Origin of the sequence: Streptomyces rugosispiralis, assembly GCF_024505145.1 — a bacterium.
Classification (GTDB): domain Bacteria; phylum Actinomycetota; class Actinomycetes; order Streptomycetales; family Streptomycetaceae; genus Streptomyces; species Streptomyces rugosispiralis.
In genome coordinates, this window is the sequence record NZ_JANIAA010000023.1 from 47,186 (window position 1) to 65,977 (window position 18,792).

Annotated in this window: 17 protein-coding genes; 5 read left to right on the forward strand and 12 right to left on the reverse strand. The window is 72.3% G+C overall.

Translation table 11 applies throughout. The features are described 5' to 3' along the window. Positions 1 to 83: 83 nt before the first annotated feature. From NP777_RS28655 to NP777_RS28665, 3 genes are all read right to left on the reverse strand, one after another. Positions 84 to 746 carry an Lrp/AsnC family transcriptional regulator gene (locus tag NP777_RS28655; RefSeq protein ID WP_256653050.1) on the reverse strand — a complete coding sequence of 221 codons (663 nt, stop codon included), beginning with the start codon at positions 744 to 746 and terminating at the stop codon, positions 84 to 86. A gap of 203 nt (positions 747 to 949) precedes the next feature. Next, positions 950 to 1,216, reverse strand: coding sequence for a hypothetical protein (locus NP777_RS28660; protein WP_256653051.1), 267 nt, complete (start codon positions 1,214 to 1,216; stop codon positions 950 to 952). A 60-nt stretch (positions 1,217 to 1,276) separates the two neighbouring features. Further along, positions 1,277 to 1,873 (reverse strand): short chain dehydrogenase, encoded by a 597-nt coding sequence (locus NP777_RS28665; protein WP_256653052.1) that lies wholly within the window; start codon positions 1,871 to 1,873, stop codon positions 1,277 to 1,279. A gap of 70 nt (positions 1,874 to 1,943) precedes the next feature. Between NP777_RS28665 and NP777_RS28670 the strand changes: the two genes are divergently transcribed. The 3 genes from NP777_RS28670 to NP777_RS28680 all read left to right on the forward strand — a co-directional run bounded on the left by NP777_RS28670 (position 1,944) and on the right by NP777_RS28680 (position 3,801). Further along, complete coding sequence (locus NP777_RS28670; RefSeq protein WP_256653053.1) at positions 1,944 to 2,810, forward strand: LysR family transcriptional regulator; 867 nt, start codon at positions 1,944 to 1,946, stop codon at positions 2,808 to 2,810. 231 nt (positions 2,811 to 3,041) lie between these two features. After that, complete coding sequence (locus NP777_RS28675) at positions 3,042 to 3,497, forward strand: hypothetical protein (protein ID WP_256653054.1); 456 nt, start codon at positions 3,042 to 3,044, stop codon at positions 3,495 to 3,497. Further along, complete coding sequence (locus NP777_RS28680; RefSeq protein ID WP_256653055.1) at positions 3,484 to 3,801, forward strand: winged helix-turn-helix domain-containing protein; 318 nt, start codon at positions 3,484 to 3,486, stop codon at positions 3,799 to 3,801. The genes NP777_RS28675 and NP777_RS28680 overlap by 14 nt, the downstream gene beginning before the upstream one ends. Positions 3,802 to 3,820: 19 nt before the next feature. Here the strand turns inward: NP777_RS28680 and NP777_RS28685 are convergent, their stop codons facing one another. The 5 genes from NP777_RS28685 to NP777_RS28705 form a co-directional block, all read right to left on the reverse strand. Beyond that, positions 3,821 to 4,099, reverse strand: coding sequence for a hypothetical protein (locus NP777_RS28685; RefSeq protein WP_256653056.1), 279 nt, complete (start codon positions 4,097 to 4,099; stop codon positions 3,821 to 3,823). A gap of 256 nt (positions 4,100 to 4,355) precedes the next feature. Beyond that, on the reverse strand, positions 4,356 to 5,249 hold the full coding sequence (locus NP777_RS28690) for a hypothetical protein (RefSeq protein WP_256653057.1): 894 nt from the start codon (positions 5,247 to 5,249) through the stop codon (positions 4,356 to 4,358). 321 nt (positions 5,250 to 5,570) lie between these two features. Beyond that, on the reverse strand, positions 5,571 to 6,116 hold the full coding sequence (locus NP777_RS28695) for a DUF4232 domain-containing protein (protein WP_256653058.1): 546 nt from the start codon (positions 6,114 to 6,116) through the stop codon (positions 5,571 to 5,573). Between the two features lie 218 nt (positions 6,117 to 6,334). After that, complete coding sequence (locus tag NP777_RS28700; protein ID WP_256653059.1) at positions 6,335 to 6,463, reverse strand: DUF397 domain-containing protein; 129 nt, start codon at positions 6,461 to 6,463, stop codon at positions 6,335 to 6,337. Then, the gene (locus tag NP777_RS28705; RefSeq protein WP_256653060.1) at positions 6,426 to 7,340 is read right to left on the reverse strand and encodes a helix-turn-helix domain-containing protein; all 915 of its coding nucleotides are present in this window, start codon (positions 7,338 to 7,340) and stop codon (positions 6,426 to 6,428) included. Before NP777_RS28705 ends, NP777_RS28700 begins: the two co-directional genes overlap by 38 nt. Positions 7,341 to 7,426: 86 nt before the next feature. On the opposite strand from NP777_RS28705, the gene NP777_RS28710 reads away from it, so the two are divergent. Then, a complete protein-coding gene (locus NP777_RS28710; protein ID WP_256653061.1) occupies positions 7,427 to 7,882 on the forward strand; it encodes an ATP-binding protein in 456 nt (151 codons plus the stop codon). Between the two features lie 63 nt (positions 7,883 to 7,945). Here the strand turns inward: NP777_RS28710 and NP777_RS28715 are convergent, their stop codons facing one another. From NP777_RS28715 to NP777_RS28730, 4 genes are all read right to left on the reverse strand, one after another. Beyond that, on the reverse strand, positions 7,946 to 8,827 hold the full coding sequence (locus NP777_RS28715) for a carbohydrate ABC transporter permease (RefSeq protein ID WP_256653062.1): 882 nt from the start codon (positions 8,825 to 8,827) through the stop codon (positions 7,946 to 7,948). Further along, the gene (locus NP777_RS28720) at positions 8,824 to 10,197 is read right to left on the reverse strand and encodes a carbohydrate ABC transporter permease (RefSeq protein WP_256653063.1); all 1,374 of its coding nucleotides are present in this window, start codon (positions 10,195 to 10,197) and stop codon (positions 8,824 to 8,826) included. Before NP777_RS28720 ends, NP777_RS28715 begins: the two co-directional genes overlap by 4 nt. A 24-nt stretch (positions 10,198 to 10,221) precedes the next feature. Continuing rightward, complete coding sequence (locus tag NP777_RS28725) at positions 10,222 to 11,580, reverse strand: ABC transporter substrate-binding protein (protein ID WP_256653064.1); 1,359 nt, start codon at positions 11,578 to 11,580, stop codon at positions 10,222 to 10,224. A 287-nt stretch (positions 11,581 to 11,867) separates the two neighbouring features. Further along, a complete protein-coding gene (locus NP777_RS28730) occupies positions 11,868 to 16,247 on the reverse strand; it encodes an FtsK/SpoIIIE domain-containing protein (protein ID WP_256653065.1) in 4,380 nt (1,459 codons plus the stop codon). Positions 16,248 to 16,866: 619 nt separating this feature from the next. Between NP777_RS28730 and NP777_RS28735 the strand changes: the two genes are divergently transcribed. Continuing rightward, positions 16,867 to 18,579, forward strand: a complete 1,713-nt coding sequence (locus tag NP777_RS28735) for a serine/threonine-protein kinase (protein ID WP_256653066.1) — start codon at positions 16,867 to 16,869, stop codon at positions 18,577 to 18,579. The last annotated feature ends 213 nt before the right edge of the window (positions 18,580 to 18,792 follow it).

Sequence of the window (18,792 nt, forward strand, 5' to 3'; positions counted from 1 at the left end):
GACGCCATGGCGAGGCGCCCCGCAAAGCCCCCCGTTCGGCCCAGCCCGCAACGGCACTTTTCGGAAGGTGAACGGCGCCGCCGTCACACTGTGGCAGGGGCACGCCACAGGTCGATGGGGACGGGGCGCACCGCCCGGCCCTCGTCGTCCAGAATCCAGCCCATCCGTTTGAAGTTCGCCAGCGTGAGCGACCGGTCGACCATTGTGATCTCCGGGAACCGCTCGACCAGGTACTCCTCCAGCCGCCGGCTGTCCGGCACCGACCGTACCCAGCCGTTGACCACCAAGTTGTGCGCCGAGGAGATCGAGGCGCACATCCGCACCGCCGACACCCCGGACAACGCGGAGCCCACTCTCGCCAACGCGGCCGAAGGAACGTTCATCCGGTAGGTGACGAACACGGGGTAGTTGGACCGTGAGTGCGCGATCTCGCACCGTGGCACCAGCACGCCGGTGCGGAGCAGCCGCGAGGTGCGCCGCCGCGCGGTGGACTCGCTCATCCCCGTACGCTGTGCCAGTTCCTGGTAGCCGAGCCGTCCGTCGTGGCCGAGCGCCGGCATCAGCGGGATGTCCTCGGGCGCGGGGGTGGGGTCGGGCTCCTGGACCGCCGGGTCGTCGCGGCCATCGAGCATGACCTGCCGCTGGTCGCGGTCCAGCGCCCGCAAGTCCCAGCGGGACCCCTCGGTGAGCAGCTCGGTGACGATCTGACTGCGGGTGGCCAGCACCCCGTCCAGGCGGCCGATCACGTCGGTGAGGAGCCGCCGCCGTACGCGGTCACCCAGGCCGGCCGGGCCTCCGCGAGCCGCTCCCAGCGCCGCGCGGCGGTGACTGGGCTGAGCCTGCTACGCCCACGTAGCCACATTCGTCCCGAACGCTCCTGTCGAGGGCCTGTGGGGCCCGGCCGTCGAGGTCCCCACAGGCGCTTCGCTCCTCGACCGGATCGTGGCCATCACTGGTCGGCGCCCGTGGCGTCGGTCTCACGGCAGCACTTCGAGGCGCGATGAGATCGCTCAATCTCCGCGGGTGACAGAAGACCCTGAGCGCGTGGCGGTGCCCCAGCCCAACGCCCCGCCGCCTCGGCAGCCCGCAGTCCGTCGTACGTCAGCTCGCGCTGGAGGTCGCGCTGGAGTTCGCCGGCGGCCGCGAGGGTCCGCACCATGAACTTCACCGTGGACAGCAGCTCTCCGGTACGCGGGCGGCGGGCGGTGAGGTCCATCGCGTCGTGGACGGCTCCGAAAAGCGCCGGGAGGCCAAACGCGGCCCGGGTGACTCGCCGCTACAGCGCGTAGACCTGGCCGGTCTGGGCGCCCTCGACGGAGCGGACGTAGACCTGGGCGACGTCGGCGAGATCAACCGATCCCATGCCGGGGAAGTAGTCCCCGTAGGTGGAGAGGCTCTCGGTGACGACGGTGGGGCTGACCGCGTTGATGCGCTGCGGGGCGATCTCGATGGCGGCGGCGCGCACGAACGCCTCCACCGCGCCGTTGGCCATGGAGGCGGCGGCGCCCGTGGGGATCGGCTCGCGTGCCAGTACGCCCGTGATCAGAGTGAAGGAGCCCCGCTCGGTGATGCGGGGTAGGCCCTGCCGGACCAGGTCGATCTGGCTGAGCGCCTTGCCTTGGAAGGCGGCCAGATAGTCCTCGGGTGTCATCTCCGTGACCGGCTTGAACGGCACGTCGCCAGCAGCGCTGACCACCGCGTCCACACGGCCGGCGCACTCGTACATCGCGGCGATCTGGGCGGGGTCAGTGACGTCGTACCGCAGGTCGCCGCCGGTGCGCCCGACAGCCAGGACCTCATGGCCTCGGGCGGACAGTTCCTTGTGCACGGCCGTGCCGAGCGTGCCAGTGGCACCGATGAGCAGAATCTTCATGTCAGCGACGCTAGGCCCGGCCCACCGGCGCAGGGAAATGCCGTTTGCGAAGCGCTTATGCTTGGCGGTTATGAATGTCGAGCTGCGGCATCTGCGAGCACTGGCCGCGATCGGCGACGAGGGCACCATCACCGGCGCCGCCGCCGCTCTGCACATCAGCCAGCCCGCCCTGTCCCGGACCCTGGAGCAACTGGAGAACCGGCTCGGCACGCGCCTGGTGGAGCGCACCACCCGCCGCCTCTCCCTCACCGACGCCGGTCGCCTGCTGCACGAGCGCGCTCACCTGATCCTCAAGCAACTGGACGATGCGCTGTCGGAGGCCCAGGCGGGGCCGCGGCCGCTGCGGATCGGCTTCGCCTGGGCGGCTCTCGGCGACCGTACCGTGCCGTTGCTGCGGGCCTGGCGTGACCAGCACCCCGACGTCCCGGTGCGGGTACACCGCCGGGACGATCCCGAAGCGGCGCTCCGCCGGGGCGAGATCGACGCCGTCTTCCTGCGCACTCCGCTCACTACCGATGCCGAGCTGATGACCGAGGAGCTCTACCGGGAGCGCCGTCTGGCCGCCGTGTCGGACAGCGATCCGCTGGTCGGCCGTTCCGTCGTGCGTCTGGCCGACCTTGCCGACCGGTTGGTCGTGCTCTGCGCCACTGCCGCCAGCACGGCCGACCTCTGGCCCCGCGGGCAGCGGCCCGCCACCATCGAGGTGGCGAACGTCGACGAGTGGCTCACCACGATCGCCACCGGGGAAGCGGTCGGCGTCACCACGGAGGCCACCGAGCACAGCCACCCGCATCCCGGTGTCCGCTACCTGCCCCTCGCGGACTCCGCCCCCGTGGCGGTGCGCCTGCTCTGGCCGCGCACCCCTACGCATCCCGCCACCCGCGCCTTCCTCGAGTATGTGCGGCGCATGATCGGCGGTGCCGAACCCAGGCTGTAACGAGCGGCGTCCGTCGCGTCTCTCGCCGCCGGATTCACTCGTTCAAGCCCAACGAGCCACCGGCTCCACAGCAACGGGCCAGGTCAGGGGCTACTCCGTTGTTCTTTCGGCGAGTGCTGCTGGGGCCCCTGCCACTGCAAAGCCGAGGCGATTGGCCTCACCGCTGGGTGGTCGCAGCCGTCGCGGGTCCGCCAGGGAGGACATGACTGTCCTGGCGTTGACTATTCCGCTTTGGCCCGCGCATCGGAGCAGCAATCCCGCTGGGTCGGCGTCGTGTTCGGCGTCGCGATCTTCGCCGAGCTGGCGGCGCGCGACTTCTTCGGTGACGGCGTGCGTTCCGGGATCTCCCTGGCGGTCACCGCGCTGATCGTGGCGTACGCGGTGATGCTGCGAACCCCTCGCGGCGGAGCCCTCCTGGGTCGGCCCACCCGCGTACGCAGGAGCGAGATCTCCCCGCGGTTCGCACGGGTGGCCCAGATGACGATCGTCGCCGTCGTGCTGCTCGGCCTCGTCGGCGCGCCCTTCCTGCCGGACCACCTGTTCCCGTACGCGGGGACGGTGGCGGGCGCCGTGCTCGGCGCCACCCTCATCCTCTTCGGCCGCAGTCTTCAGCGGGGCCTGAACTCCCTGGCGATGCGCGGCGACCGTAAGGACGGCATGAACGGTCTCGCCCATGGATCCCGCTGACTTCGACACCGCCCTGCTCGACCCGACGCGGCTGTCGATCGTGTCGCTGCTGGTGGGCGTGGAATGGGCCGAGTTCGGATGGGTGCGCGAGTCGGTGGGAATGTCGCCCTCCGCACTCTCCAAGCAGGTCAGCACGCTCGAGACCCGGGGCTATGTCGAGGTGAAGAAGGGCTACGTGGGCAAACGCCCCCGAACGTGGCTCGCCCTCACCCCGACCGGACGCGCCGCCCTCGAAAGACACGTGGCGGCACTGCACCGCGTCGTCGAGGAGTCCCAGCGGGCGGCGGAGCGGCGCGACACCTGAACGGAAGTCCGCCCAGCTCCTACGCGCCCGCCCCTCGGTGAACCGCCCAGGCCCGAGCGGCCCCGGCCATGTCGTCGAGCCAGGAGACATCAGGGAACCGGCGGGCCCGCGACTGGTACATGCGCAAGGTGGCGGCGGCGAACGCGTCGATCGCGGCAGGGTCCGCATTCCCCCATGCCTGACAGCGACCGGCGCAGGACTCGGCCCCCTGGGCCGCCTGCCCGGCCGCGATGAGCTGGATGGCGAGGCAGGCCACGTCGATGAACGCGGCCCCTCTCGTCGGCCACGCCCAATCCACGGCCCAGGTGCCGTTCCGGCCGATGATCAGGTTGCTCGGGTTGATGTTCGTGTGCAGCAGCCCGTCGCCTCGGAACAGATCCGCCTCCGCCTTGTCACGCGCGAACCGGTCCCAGCGCGTCTCGGGCCAGTCCCACGCGACCTCGGGCAGATCGAGCGCGCTGATCCGGTTCCACGTCGGTCACGGGACCCGTGTAGGGCTGGAGAAATCTCCAGAACTCCGCCGGGGGAAGGCTGTTGCTCATTGAGACCTTCGCTCAGCAGGCCACTCGCGGGTCCTCGCCGGAGAGGATGGCCGTGGGCGCGTCGGATGTGGCGCGGCAGTCGCGGCAGCGGCCGCTGTTCGCGGAGCGGAAGGCGCGGTCGCAGCCGTCGCAGGTCCGCCAGGGGAGAACGGGCGGTGTGCTGGGCGGGAGGACCGGGGTGGGTACGGGCAGCGGAGCCTCGCTGAGGCGGAAGGCGAGGATGCGGGCCCGGCGGGTCAGGAGGCGGTCGGGGAGGCGGGTGGTGAGCGCACGGGTGATCTGCGCGGGCCCGACCCCTGCGGCGAGCCATTGGGTGACGGCGGGCGCGAGTTCGGCCACGTCGTGGCGGGACAGAATGAGCCGGGGGTCGGCTATGCGCAGCGAGGTGAGGATGGCTACGGCCTGTTCGTCGGCGTCGGCGAGTGAGGGCACGTTGGGGCTGGTGTCGGCAGCGGCTTCCGGCTCGGGCGTGTGTGCTGCCGTACGCGTGGCGGATGCGTCCTGAGCCGTGTTTGACCGGGGTTTGCGGGGACGCGGTGGGGTGGGCGAGTCATCGCCATTTGGAACGTCGTAGAAGTAGGTCCGGGTGCGGATGGTGCCTCCGGGGCCGCGTTCCCGTCGCCGCTCCAGGTAGCCGGCGGACTCCAACTCCCTTAAGGCCCGCGAGATCAGGATCTCGCCCTCGGTGAAGTGCTCGCACAGGGCGGCGATGCTGACGGGCGTGCCGTCGGGGAGTGAGGAGATGTACGCCGCGACGCCGATCGTGACCGCGCTTCCGGGCCGCTGCGCGAGGGCGTTGGCGATCACGGTGAAGTCGGCGGTGAGGCGGGTACGGACGTGGATCACGCCGGAGGTCGGAACTCCGGCGTCGGCGCGTGTGGGCACGTTAGACTGCGGGCCAGCCATCGGGAAGCGTTCTCTTCCTGATCGGTCAGGCCCTCGTTCGGGATGCCAGTCCCGGCCGGGGGCCGTCGTCTGTTTACGGTCGTGTTGCCGTGAACGTAACGACTGGCGTGCTTTGCCCGCAAGCTGGTCACTCGTACGGGTGACCAGGAGGAAGGGTGGGTGGGCGGGTAGTTCTTCAACCCAGTTCTTTGGGGGAGTCCGGGGCCCGCCGGGCCCTCGTGTACGAGGACCCGGCGGACCCGGAATGACGACACGACCGGTTCCTGGCCGACTCAGGGACGGTGGCGGTCTTCAAGGAAGCTCAGAGGCTGTCCAGCTTGGTTACAGCCCGACCGGGTTGAGGTAGGTGCCCGGGTGGGTGGCGCCGTCCTGCTTGAGGATCTGGCCGCCGAACGGCCACTTCAGGGTGAAGTGTGCCGTCTCGTTCGGCGGGGTGACCAGGAACTTCGCCGGGACGAACTTCTCCTTCTGCGGCGTGGACGCGGCCACCGGGAGCAGGGTGATGCTGAAGTCCGTCGTGTCTCCCGGCTCCAGGATCATCTTCTCGGGCGTCTTGGAGGAGCGCGCCAGCGACCAGGTGCCGTCGGTGCTCTGAGCGCCGATCATGTCGACACCGGCGAAGCCGGACAGGGTGCAGGTGCGGTTGCTCTGGTTGGTGAACCAGATGTACGCCTGGGTTTGCCGCTCGGTCTGATCCATCTCCGGCTTCGCGTCCTCCCCCGTGGCGAAGCCGGCCTTGAGGTCGGCGGTGTGGCAGCGGGTCGGCGCGGCCTTGGCGGTGGTGGCGGCCGAGGCCGGGATGGCCGTGGCGGCAGTGCCGGCGACGACGAGGGCCGCAAGGGCCACGGCGGTCAGCTTGCTCTTCATGAAGTTTTTGGTTCCCCTCGCATACGAATCGGCGCGCGATGTCAGTTGGCGCCTGCGCACCGGAAGATGTGCGGTGCCCGGGGGAGGTTCCGCGTGCCGGGGAGCCTATTTCGGACATTCAGGCTCCCAAGCGTGGCCGAATTACGAGGACTCACCCGGTGCGGGCCGTTGCGGCGTCGTGGGGCGGACACCGCAACGGCGACCAGGCAAAACGGGGATCAGAGGCTGTGGCCGGTCGTCAGTTCATCGACGAAGGCGGTCCAGGCGGACGCCGGGAAGACCAGCACCGGTCCGTCGGGCCGCTTGCTGTCACGGACGGGGACGACGCCGGGTATGCCGTCGGCCACCTCCACGCAATTGCCACCCGCCTGATTGCTGTAGCTGCTCTTGCGCCAGGCGGCGCCGTTCAGATCGGGACGGGACACTCGCTCCACGGTGGTTGCCCTCCATCACGGATCGAATCATGTCCAGCGACATGAGTGGGGGCAGAGACGCCGCCCGCAGCCGATCGTAGGACAGCGCGTAGTGCTTCACATCCTTTGGTTCCTCGACGAGTTGACCGAAGTCAGCACCTTCTTTGTAGGCGACTTCGTCGTCGCCCGGCAGGGTCAGCAGGGTGAGGGACCCGCCCATCGCCTCGTGTCCGCCCTGGTCGAACGGCAGCACCTGCACGGTGATGCCTGGTTCGGCGGCTGCTTTCAGCAACCGGTACAACTGGGCTCGCATGAGCGAGTGGCTACCGATCGGGCGCCGTAACACCGCCTCGTCCAGGACGACCCATAGCTCGGGCCGGTCCGGTGAACGCAGCCGCTCCTGTCGTCCGAGGCGAGCGGTGACGCGCTCCTCCAACTGCTGCTCCCCACTGAGTAAGGGATCGAGGCTCAGTACTGCCCGCGCGTAGTCCCTCGTCTGCAACAGACCGGGCACCACCTGCGCGGCGTACTCACGAATGGACACGGCCCGCTCCGAGTAGGCCATGAACGCCCGCGACCAGTCCGGGAACGCCTCCCGGTAGACGTACGGCCACATGTCCACCAGCAGGCTGTCCGCCTCGAGGACGGAGTCGAGCGTGCACGCCAGCTCGAATGTCGGTTTCGCCCCGGACGCGCGCTCGATCTGGGTGATCCGGGTGCTGACCACATGCGTCCGCTCGCCCAGCTCGGCCTGGGTCAGACCGGCGGCCGTGCGGAGTCTGCGGACCCGGGACCCGAAGAGCGCCGCCATCGACGAGCCGAGCGCCGCGATCCTTGGGCACGGAACGTCACGATGCGCACACGCTGCGAATCGTACGGAAGATCGATCGGACGGAAATGGACAACACCGTGCTGAAGACGACCACGGCGCCGGACCCCGAGCCCGAACTCCGGGAACTCACCCAGCAGTTACCCGCCACGCCGCGCGGAGCGCGTCTCGCTCGACGGCTTGCCGTGCGGCGGATGGAGGAGTGGGGTTATCCGCCCGCGTCGGACGCGTCCTGCACGGTGGCCCTGCTGGTGGCGGAGCTGGCCTCGAACGCCGTACGGCACGGCCGGGTGACCGGGCGGGACTTCCGGTTCCGCCTCGCCTGCGCGACCGCGACGCGGATCATCCGTATCGAGGTCTCGGACGCCCGCGAGGACCGGCTCCCGGCCATTCCAGCGACGCTGACGGCCGATGACGAATCGGGCCGTGGGCTCCTCCTGGTGGATCTGCTGGCCACCCGCTGGGGGACGACACCTCGTATCCCCGTCGGCAAGACGGTATGGGCGGAGTGCGGTGCGCCGTGAGGTGAAAAGGGGCGGCCCGGCGCCCCCGAAGGGGTGCCGGGCCGCCTGCCGTCGCGGGGTGCGTTACTTCACCGCGCCCGCCATCACGCCCGCCACGAACTGGCGCTGGAAGGCGAAGAAGACCGCCAGCGGGATCAGCATCGAGACGAAGGCGCCGGGGCCGAGGATGTCGATGTTGTTGCCGAACTGGCGGACCTGCTGCTGGAGGGCGACCGTGATCGGCGGGTTGCCGCTGTCGGCGAAGATCAGGGCGACCAGCATGTCGTTCCAGACCCAGAGGAACTGGAAGATGCCCAGCGAGGCGATGGCCGGGCCGCCGAGGGGCATGACGACGCGCACGAAGAGCCGCAGTTCGCCCGCGCCGTCCAGGCGGGCGGCCTCCAGGAGTTCGCGGGGGATCTCCGCGAAGAAGTTGCGCAGGAGGAAGATCGCGAAGGGGAGGCCGAAGGCGGTGTGGAAGAGGACCACACCGGTGGTGGTCTGGAAGATGCCGATCTCGCCGAAGAGCTTGGCCACCGGGATCAGCGCGACCTGGACCGGGACCACCAGCAGGCCGACCACGATGAGGAACCACACGTCGCGGCCGGGGAAGTCCATCCAGGCGAAGGCGTAGCCGGCCAGGGCGCCGATCACCACGACCAGCAGGGTCGCCGGGACGGTGATCGCGAGGGTGGTCCAGAGGGAGTCGGTGATCTGTTGGTTGCCCAGCAGATGGTCGTAGCCGCTGAAGGTGAGCTGTCCGGGGTCGGTGAAGACCTTCCACCACCCGGAGAGATCCACCTCCGACGGGTCCCGCAGGGAGGACAGCAGCAGTCCGGCGGTGGGCATCAGCCACAGCAGGCCGACCAGGATCAGGACGACCCGCAGGGCCCCGCCGCCGGCGCGGGCGGCGATCCGCGCGACCGGGGACTGCTTCGCCTGTACGACCGTGTCCGCGCTGGTCATCGGCGGCTCTCCCTTCGGATCCGGCGGATGTTGATGAACATGACGGGCAGCACGAGCAACAGCAGCAGCACGGCGATCGCGCTGCCGAGGCCCTGGTTGACGTCGGTGCCGAAGGAGGACTGGAAGAGCTGAAGGGCGAGGACGTTGGCGTCGTCCTGGGAGGGGCCGGGCGCGATGATGTAGACGAGGTCGAAGATCTTCATCACGTTGATCATCAGCGTGACGACGACGACCGAGAGCACCGGCGCCAGCATCGGCACCGTGATCCGCCGGAAGACCTGCCACTCATTGGCGCCGTCCATCCGCGCGGCCTCCATCAGCTCACGCGGCACCCCCGCGAGCCCCGCCGCGATCAGCACCATCGCGAAACCGGCCCAGATCCAGACGTACGCGCCGATGATGGCCGGGGTGACGAGGGACGGGCCGAGCCAGTCCACGCCGTTGTACGGCTCGGAGAAGTTCCAGGCGGGCAGCCGCAGTTGGGCGCCCTCGGCCTTGGCGGGGAGGGAGTACGTGCCGTCCGCCGCCGTCGTGGTCCTGGCGACCACCTTGCCGTTCTTGACCGCCTCCACCTTGAGGTCGGCCATCGCCTTCTCGCCCTTGTCGAGGACGCCCTGCTCGCCACCGCCGCCCCGGGTGAAGTCGAACCAGACGGTGCCGGTGATCTTCCCGGGCTCGGCCTTGGCGGCCTTGGCGTCCTGCGCCCCGCTGATGTCCCCGCGCTTGGCCGCGACCAGCGGCAGCGAGGCGGGGGTGCCGGCGCGCACGGTGTCCTTGGTGGTGAACGAGCCGTTCGGCGCCTCGGTCAGCCCGGCGGTGGGACGCGGATGGGCGCCGGGGAACGGCGGCGACTCGCTGAAGGAGTCATGCACGCTCACCCACATGGCGTTCGCCACGCCCTTGTCCGGATCCTGCTCGTAGACCAGCCGGAAGATGATGCCCGCCGCCAGCATGGAGATCGCCATCGGCATGAAGACGACCAGCTTGAAGGCGGTGGCCCAGCGCACCCGCTCGGTGAGCACGGCGAAGATCAGGCCCAGCGCGGTGGAGACGGTCGGGGCCAGGATCAGCCAGATGACATTGTTCTTGATGGCCGTCTTGGTGGCGTCGTCGGAGAACATCTCCTGGTAGTTGTCCAGGCCGACGAAGCCATTGCCCGAGGCGTCGAAGAAACTCCGGTAGACGGAGTAGACGATCGGATAGACGACGAGCGCCCCGAGCAGCACCAGGGCGGGCAGCAGGAAGACCGCCGCCAGCCAGGGCCGGGTGCCCATGAGGCTCTTCCGCGCACTTGCGCTCGGCCGATTGGCCGGTGGGGAGGACGATGCCCGGCCAGGTGTGGCCGCGCCGTCCGCTGTCGCGGTCGACATGATGTGGTTCTCCCGGTCGAGTCGTCAGTTCTTGTATGCCTTGGCGGCATCCCGCTCCAGCTGGCGCTGGATGCCTTCGACATTCCTCGGGTTCTTGAGAAAGTCCTGGAGCGCTTTCCACTCACCCTGCGCCGGCTTGCCGCCGAAGGAGGCGGGCGCCTGGTCGGACATGTCGAACCGGAAGTTGTTGCCCGCCGCGATCAGCGCCTGTGCGATTTTGCGCATCGAAGCATTGGGATAGGCGCTGAACTTGACGTTCTTGTTCGCCGAGATGAAGCCACCGGACTGGGCCCAGATGGTCGCGGCGTCGGGCGAGGCGAGGAAGGTGAGCAGCGCCTGCGCCGCCTTGCTGTTCTTCAGCGCCACGCCGACGTCGCCGCCGGTCACCACCGGCGCGTCCTCGCCCACCGCCGGGAACGGGAACACCTTCGCGTCCTGGTCCAGCTCCGCGCCCGCGTCGGCGACGTTGGCGGCGACGAAGTCGGCCTCGAAGACCATGCCCGCGTCCGGCTCGGCCTTGTTGCCGAACGCCTTGGTGACGGAGTCCGGGAACGCGGTCTGGAGCGCGCCGCTCCGGCCGCCCGCGACCAGGCCCTTGGTACCCCAGAGTTCGGCGAGCGTCTCGAGCGCCTTCTTCACCGACGGATCGGTCCACTTGATCTTGTGCTGGGCGAGCTGGTCGTACTTCTCCGCGCCCGCCTGGGAGAGATAGACGTTCTCGAACCAGTCGGTGAGCGTCCAGCCGTCCTGGCCGCCGATCGCGACCGCGTCGGTGCCGGAGTCGGAGATCAGCTGGGCCTGCTCCAGGAATTCCCGCCAGGTCTTGGGCACCTTGGCACCCGCGTAGTCGAACGCGGAGGTGTTGTACCAGAGCAGGGATTTGTTGCTGGTTTTGAAATACACCCCGTAGGGCTTGCCCTGGTACGAGCCGAGGTCCTGCCAGCCCTTGGCGAAGTTCTTGGCCAACTCGGCCCTGGCGGCGGCGTCGAGCGGTTTCGCCCAGCCCTTCTGGGCGAATTCGCGCATCACGCCGACCTGTCCGACCATCGCGACATCCGGCGGGGCGCCACCCGCGACCTTCGAGCCGACGAAGCCCGCCATGTCGTCACCGCTGGGTACGAAGGAGACCTTGGCGCCGGTGCGCTTCTCGAACTCCTTGAGCACCTTGGTGAAGTTCTCCTGCTCGGTGCCCGTCCAGACCGCTGTGACCTGGAGTTTCTGCCCTTTCAGAGGTGGCAGCCGCACGGTGTTGGGCGGTGGGCCGCCGCTGACCGTGTCTCCGTCGTCGCCGCCGCAGCCCGCGGCGGTGAGCATGAGTGCTCCCGCCGCCAGCAGGGCCACCGCGGCTCGTGTCGAACGCTTCGCAGGAAGCGATACGTGCATCCCCGTGTTCCCTCCGATGCCGGCCGCCCCCGCGCGGCCGTGTCCCGTGCTGAGTAGTCCTACGCCCGGTCACCGAACGTGGCAATACTGCGTCCGGCGTTCACTCACGGATCGTGACCGGGCCGTGATGAAGGGTCGGCCGTGAAACGGTACAGGTGGGACAGACGGGAGGATGGGGATGGCCGGAACGGATCGGAAACCCGGCCAGGGGTGACGGCAACCGGCGCGAAACGGGCGGGAATCGGACAGATATCGGGCAGAGTGTGGGCGGTGGCGGGCGGGGTCGGTCAGATCAGCGCGGGTGCGGTGGGCGCGTCCGCCGACTGCGCGGCGCGCTGCAGGGCACTGGCGAGAAGCGCCAGGTCGGTGGGGCCGTTCCCGAGCTCGCGCAGCGGCCGGCGGGCGGGCGGATCGCCCATCCGCCGCCACTCCAGCGGTACGACGGTGGGCCGCTGGGTCGCGGTGCGCGGTATCCGTCCGGTCACCCGACCCGCCTGAAACGGCGTTCCGGCGGTGTCATCCGGGCGGAACAGCCGCCCACGGCCCGGTGCCGGGTCGCCGCCCGGGGCGGCTGCGGCGCCGGGGGTGGAGGTGACCGAGCGTGTCGAGGCGGCGGGGGATGTCTCGGATCTTTCGGGCTCGCCGGGGTGGGCGGAGCCGGCTGGACGCGCGGAGGTCGCCGAGGGCGCGGGGTTGAGCGGGCGCGCGTCCAGGGCGATCCGCAGTGCGGCCCGCTCGACGGCCGCCGTGTCCGCCGTACGGTCCGGACGGCCGGACGCCACGACCAGATGCACCCCGAGGCGTGCGCCGTCGCGGGCGATCGCCTCCAGCGCGCGGACGACCGAACCGGACGCCGGACGGCCGGGGCTGCCGAGGGCCGGGGCCACCAGAGCGTCGAAGTCGTCGACGAGCACGACGAGCCGGGGGAGGAGGGAACGAGGACGGGCGGGCGCCGCGCTCGCGGCGCGCTGGGCGCGCAGATTGAGCGTGCGGAGGGTGTCGCTCGGGGGAGGGTCGATATCGCCGGGCGGGCGGGGCGCGACGACTCGGGGCGCACCGCCCGTGTGGGCGGCGCGGGCGACACCGGGGGTACCGGCTGGGCCGGGTGTACCGGCTGAGCCGGGTGCGCCGGGCGTACCAGTGCCGGGTGCGCCGGATGAACCGCGCGAACCGGCGACGGGTGCGCCAGACGAACCGGCTGTACGGGGTGCGCCGGCTCCACCTGGCGTACCGGGCGAACTGGCGCCGGATGTACCGGGTGAGCCGGGCGCACCGGCTGCGCGGGCCGTACCGGGCGTACCGGCTGCACCGGGCACCCCGGATGTACGGCGTGTACCGGGCCCACCGGCCGCGCCCGGCGCGCCGGGGCCGGGCGCGCCCGTGTTGGCGCCCATGGTGCCGCCCGGATCCGTGATGCCCTCGCCGTCGCCGGGGTGGTGGGGCCGGTCGTGCCAAGCCGTGAAGTCCTCCCGGCCCAGCAGTTCGGCGCGGCGCTTGAGCTCCGAGCTGAGCGCCTGCGCGAACTCCCGCATCCGTACCGGGTCGGTGGCCGACAGATGCGTCGAGACATGCGGCAGGTCCGTGCACACCCGCAGCCCCTCGCCCGCTCCGGACCCGGCCCCGGACCCGGCGCCGTCGATGAGGATGAGCTCCAGCCGGTCCGGCCGTTCGGCGGCCGCGAGCGAGGCGGCGAACGAGCGCAGCAGCTCCGTCTTACCGGTGCCCGCCGCGCCGTCGATCAGCGCGTGCGGCCCCTCGGCGGCCAGATCGACCGCGAGCGGGCCGCGCGGCCCGGCGCCGAGCACCGCCAGCGCCCGGCCGCCCGCCGGGACCTCGTCCGCCGCGGCCGCCCAACGGGCCAGCAGCGACGCGGGCGTGGCCCGCGCCAGCCCCAACTCGTCCAGCAGCCGCGCCGAGTCCGGCAGCGGGACGGTCGGCGGGCCCTCGGAGCCGCCGAACGCGCCGTCCTGCGCGGAGGCGGCCGGGCGCAGGGGCGCGAGCGCCCGCGCGAACCGCTCGGCCCACGCCGCCGACACCGCGTCCACGGTCACGGTCGTGGTGGCGCCGGTCGCGCCGGTGATCCCGTCGACCCCACTCGTGCCGGGCGCGGTCCCGTTCCCGTGCACGATCTGGAGACCCGTGGCCACGTCGCCGCTCAGCACGGCCGCCACCCCGCACGCCGCGAAGGCGGCGGACGCGGAACGCGCGGCCTCATAGCTCATGGGCAGCGGGGACGTGGGCGACGCGGCGGGCGCCTCGGCCAGACAGAGCAGATGGATTCCGGCCGCGGAACCGCTCACCGCCAGCCGGGCGAGCGTGTTGTGCAGCGCCGCCGGACCGGGGGCGCCGTCCACGACCACCACGGTGTACGGCCCGAAGTGGCGCGCCGCCACGGATTGCGCGGCGGCCGGGGAGGCACTCGCCCAGCCGGGGCCCAGCGGCCCGTCCTCCAGCCGCCGGGTCAGCTCCTCCGTACGGGCCGTGGCCTGCTCCACGTCGTACGCGAGCAGCAGCCGGCAGTCCTGCCCGCGCGACGGCTGGACGTGCGGCAGCCAGCCGAGCCACGACCACTCGGCGAGCCGCTCCTCGCCGCTGATCAGCACGATCTCCAGCGCGGCCGGTGAGTGCAGGGCCGCCAGCTGCGCCACCACGGACCGGGCGAGCCCCGCGACCCGCGCCCGGGGGCCCGCGAGCCCCAGCGAACCGCACTGCCGCGGATCGACGGTCACGGGCGCGGCGGCCAGCAGCCCGCCGTCGGCCGCCAGGTGGTCGGCGGAGCCCAGCCGCACGGTGAGCGCGTCCGGATGGCCGGGGGCGCGCTCCCAGAGGCGCGAGCCCGGCCCCAGCGCCGTCATCAGCAGGGTGGCCGGATCCGGCCACCGCCGCTGCAGCGCCTCCGCCTCGGCGGCCGCACGCGCCGCCGCGCCCCGGTCCTCCGGCACCCCCGTGCCCCGCTCGGCCGCCTTCCCCCCGGCCAACTGCCGCACCCAGGCCCCTATCCCCCGCCGCCGGGCCTGCGCCCCCGGCGCGTCCAGCGCATACCCCGCGCCATGCGTACGCTCCCCGGCGCCCCGCTGCCCGGGGGCGCCGCCGTGGCCCGTACCGGCGGTACGGCCGCCGTACGGCGCCCCGCCGTAGCCTCCGTCGGCGGAGGCCCCCTGCGGGCCCTCCTGACCGCGTCCTCGGCCGTACGGCTGACCGCCGCGCCGGGCGTCGCCGTAACCCGCCGGGCCGTAACCCGCCTCGGCCTCGCCCGGCCCGCCGCGGCCCGCGGCCGCGCCGTCGTAAGGGGCACCACCGGGACCCGCCGGGTCGCCAGTGGTTCCACGCGGTGTGGGCCGGTGGTCCTGGGCGGCGTCCGGGCGGCGGCTGCCGGTCGGCCGCGGGCCGTGGCCCTGATGCGCGCCGCCGCCCGCGCCGGACCGGCCCTGGGCGCCTCGCGCGGGCTGCCCCGCCGGGCCCTGCCCGGCGGCTCCGGCCCCGGGGGCGCGCTCAGTGCGGCGGGTGCGGGCGGTGGACGGGTCCTCGTACGGCTGGTCGCCGGCGGCCGAGGGGCCCCGGCCGCGTCCGGCGGCGTCGCCGCGCGGCCCGGGGGCCGCGCCCGCACCGGGCCCCCACCCGTCGTCGTTCCGGCGGCCGGAACGTGGTCCGTCGGGGGCCCCGGTGCCCGCGTCGCCGCGCGGCCCGGGGGCCGCAGCCGTGCCCTGGCCCCAGCCGTCGGCATCCCCGTGGGCGGCGGGCCGGTCGTATGCCGCGTGAGGCTCGTCACCGGGTTGGCCCACCCTCGTCCAGCCCGTGCCCGGGTGGCGGGCGGGAGGGGTCCAGGGGCCCTGGGCGGTGTGGGTGGGGGTGGTGGGCTGAGGGGCGCCGGTCCAGGGGGCCTTGGCGTGGGTGGGATGGTCACCGGCGGGGGTGACGCGGAGGTGGCCCTCGCCGTCCGCCCGGACGGGGAGGCGGGTGGGGGCCGAGGTCGCCGCCGCCGTGGCGGGGACGCGCAGCCGCAGGGCGGACTCGCCGATCCGCAGCAGCGCCCCGGGCTCCAGGGGCACCGGCTGGGGGCCCACCGGGACGCCGTCGGCGGCGGTGCCGTTGGTCGAGCCCAGGTCGGCGATGGTCACGCGGCCGTCCTCGGCGACCGTGACGGCGCAGTGCAGCCGGGAGACGTCGGGGTCGTCCAGGGGGACGTCCGCGTCGGCGGAGCGGCCGATGCGGACCTGGCCGCCGTGCAGCAGATGGACGCCGCCCGCGTCGGGCCCCGCGACCACGTCCAGGTGGACCGTGGCGTCGGCGACGGCGGTCTCGGGCAGGCCGGGATAGCCGGGGTAGTGGTCGGAGTCGGGGGCGGCCGGGCCGTGCAGGGACAGCACCGCGCCGTCCACCAGCGGCGGTTCGCCGAGCGCACAGCGCTGCGGGTCCAGCCGCTCGCCCCCCGCGTACAGCACCGCCGTGCCGCCGCCACCGCTGCCGCCCCCCGCCTCGTACCCGGCCGCGGCGACCGCGTCGGCCAGCCCGCCGGCCACCGCGGCGAGGGCCGTGCCGACGGGGGCGGTGACCAGGACGTCCACCGCGCCCACGAGGGCGTGCGGCCCGGACGCGGGCGCAGGATGGTGGCCGGAACGGCCCGGGTGGGCGCTGCGCGGCCCGAGGACGGTCAGCCGAATCTGCATCGCCGTCAACGGTCCCTTCTGTCCGGGGGGCCGGGCAGGGGTGCCGACCCCCACCACCGCCCCCAGGCCCTTCGGCACGTACAGGTCCGTACGGGGTCGTACGGGTCACGGAGCGTGAGCCTCCCGCCGCTCGGCGCTTCCGTGCTGCCTGCATCCTCGCACCTGCCACCGACACTTCGCCCGCCGCCCGGCGCTACATGATCTTGATTGGTCGGCTAGTCGGCCGAAACTGGCTGTTTGCGACCGGAACGGCCGTCCTCGGGTCGCCCTCGAGGTGACGGAAGCCGCCCGATCGCGCCCCTCCGCGCCCGTTTGAGCGGCGATTGAGCGGTCAACGAGCGACCCGGACCACCGTTGGCAACCATCCGGCCGGATCACACGTCTTCCCCCGCGCCGGACACCCTTGCCGGACACCTTTGCCGGACACCCGCGCCGGACACCCGCGCCGGACCCCGTTCCGGACCCTCGTGTGGTGATCGGATAGGGCTCACCGTGCGTCGCCATTACAGTGGGGCGGACGAGCATCACAAGACGAGCATCAGAGCAGACCCACACAGCAGAACACCCAGCAGACCATCGCAGTCCACCGATGTAAGACCACGATCAGGGAGCGCATGACGTGCGGCCGGTAGGCAGCAAATACCTGCTCGAGGAGCCGCTCGGGCGCGGAGCCACGGGCACCGTCTGGCGAGCCAGCCAGCGGGAGACGGCGGGGGCCGAGGCGGCCGTGGCCGGGCAGCCCGGCGAGACCGTCGCGATCAAGGTCCTCAAGGAGGAGCTCGCGAACGACGCGGATATCGTCATGCGCTTTCTCCGCGAGCGCTCGGTGCTGCTCAGGCTCACCCACCCCAATATCGTCCGCACCCGCGACCTGGTGGTCGAGGGTGATCTGCTGGCCCTGGTCATGGATCTGATCGACGGCCCGGACCTGCACAAGTACCTGCGCAGCAACGGCCCGTTCACCCCGGTGGCCGCGTCCCTGCTCACTGCCCAGATCGCCGACGCGCTCGCCGCCAGCCACGCCGACGGCGTGGTGCACCGCGATCTGAAGCCCGCCAACGTGCTGCTCGCGGGCACCGGCGAGGGCCAGGAGATGCACCCGATGCTGACCGACTTCGGCATCGCGCGCCTCGCCGACTCGCCCGGCCTCACCCGCACCCAGGAGTTCGTCGGCACCCCCGCCTATGTGGCGCCGGAGTCCGCCGAGGGCCGTCCGCAGACCTCCGCGGTGGACATCTACGGCGCGGGCATCATGCTCTACGAGCTGGTCACCGGCCGTCCGCCGTTCGCCGGCAACACCGCCCTCGAGGTGCTCCACCGCCACCTCAGCGAGGAGCCGCGCCGCCCCTCGACCGTGCCCGAGCCGCTGTGGACCGTCATAGAGCGCTGTCTGCGCAAGCGGCCCGAGGAGCGCCCCAGCGCCGAGAACCTGGCCCAGGCGCTGCGCGTGGTCGCCGCCGGTGTCGGGGTGCACGCCTCCGCCGCGCAGGCCGAGGCGGCGCTCGGTGTGGCCGCGCTGCTCGCCCCGGACCCGGCGCCCGCGCCGGTCCCGGACACCGCGCCCGCGGGCGCGGCCGACCCGACCCAGGCGCTCCCCACGAACGCCGCGGGCGGCACCCCTTCGTACGACCCCGCCGCGCCCACCAATGTGATGCCCACCACGGGCGCGAACGCCGGGGCCAACGCCGACCCCACCCAGGTGCTGCCGAGCGGCTCCGGACCGGCCGGGGGCGCCGACCCGACGCGCGCCATGCCGCCCGTACCGCCCGGTGGGCCCGGCCAGGACGATCCGCACCCCTGGCAGAACCAGATGCGGGCGGCCCGCGACCGCAATGAGCAGACCCAGGTCCAGTACCTCGACCCGAGCGAGGACCCGCTGCGCCGCCGCCCCCACCGGCCCGCGCCGCAACAGCAGTACCAGCAGCCGCAGCAGTACCAGCAGCCCCAGCAGCCGCCCCAGCGCCAGCGGGGCCGCCAGCAGCCGCCGCCGTACGCCCAGCAGCCGCAGCAGTACGCCCCGGCGCCGCACCATCCGCAGCAGCCCCAGCCGCAGCGCTACGCCCCGCCGCCGCAGCAGCCGGAGCCGCGCCGCGAGCCCCGGCAGCGGAGCTCCAACCCCAACCGGATGAAGATCCCGGGCCTGGGGTGCCTCAAGGGCTGCCTGTTCGTGATCGTGGTCCTGGTCATCGGCTCCTGGCTGGTCTGGGAGCTGAGCCCGCTCAAGGACTGGATCGCCGACGGCAAGGGCTACTGGGACGCGGTCTCGGGCTGGGCCAGCGACATCGGCCAGTGGATCAAGGACCTCGGCGGGCCCAGCGGCCCCGGCGGCTGATCCGCCCCACCCCGGCGCAATTCGGGCCCGGTTTCGGGGCCCGTGTCCGGGCCCGGGCCTGTGTCAGGTCCCGGGCCCGTGTCAGGTTCCGGGTCCCGGGCCCGTTTGTGACCACGTATCTCCGCCTCCGTACCTTCCACTGCGGTGATTTGTCGACATCCGAAGGGTGTTTTCCGCCGCAGAAGTGACAGTTGGCGTTGTCTGGTGCACCCA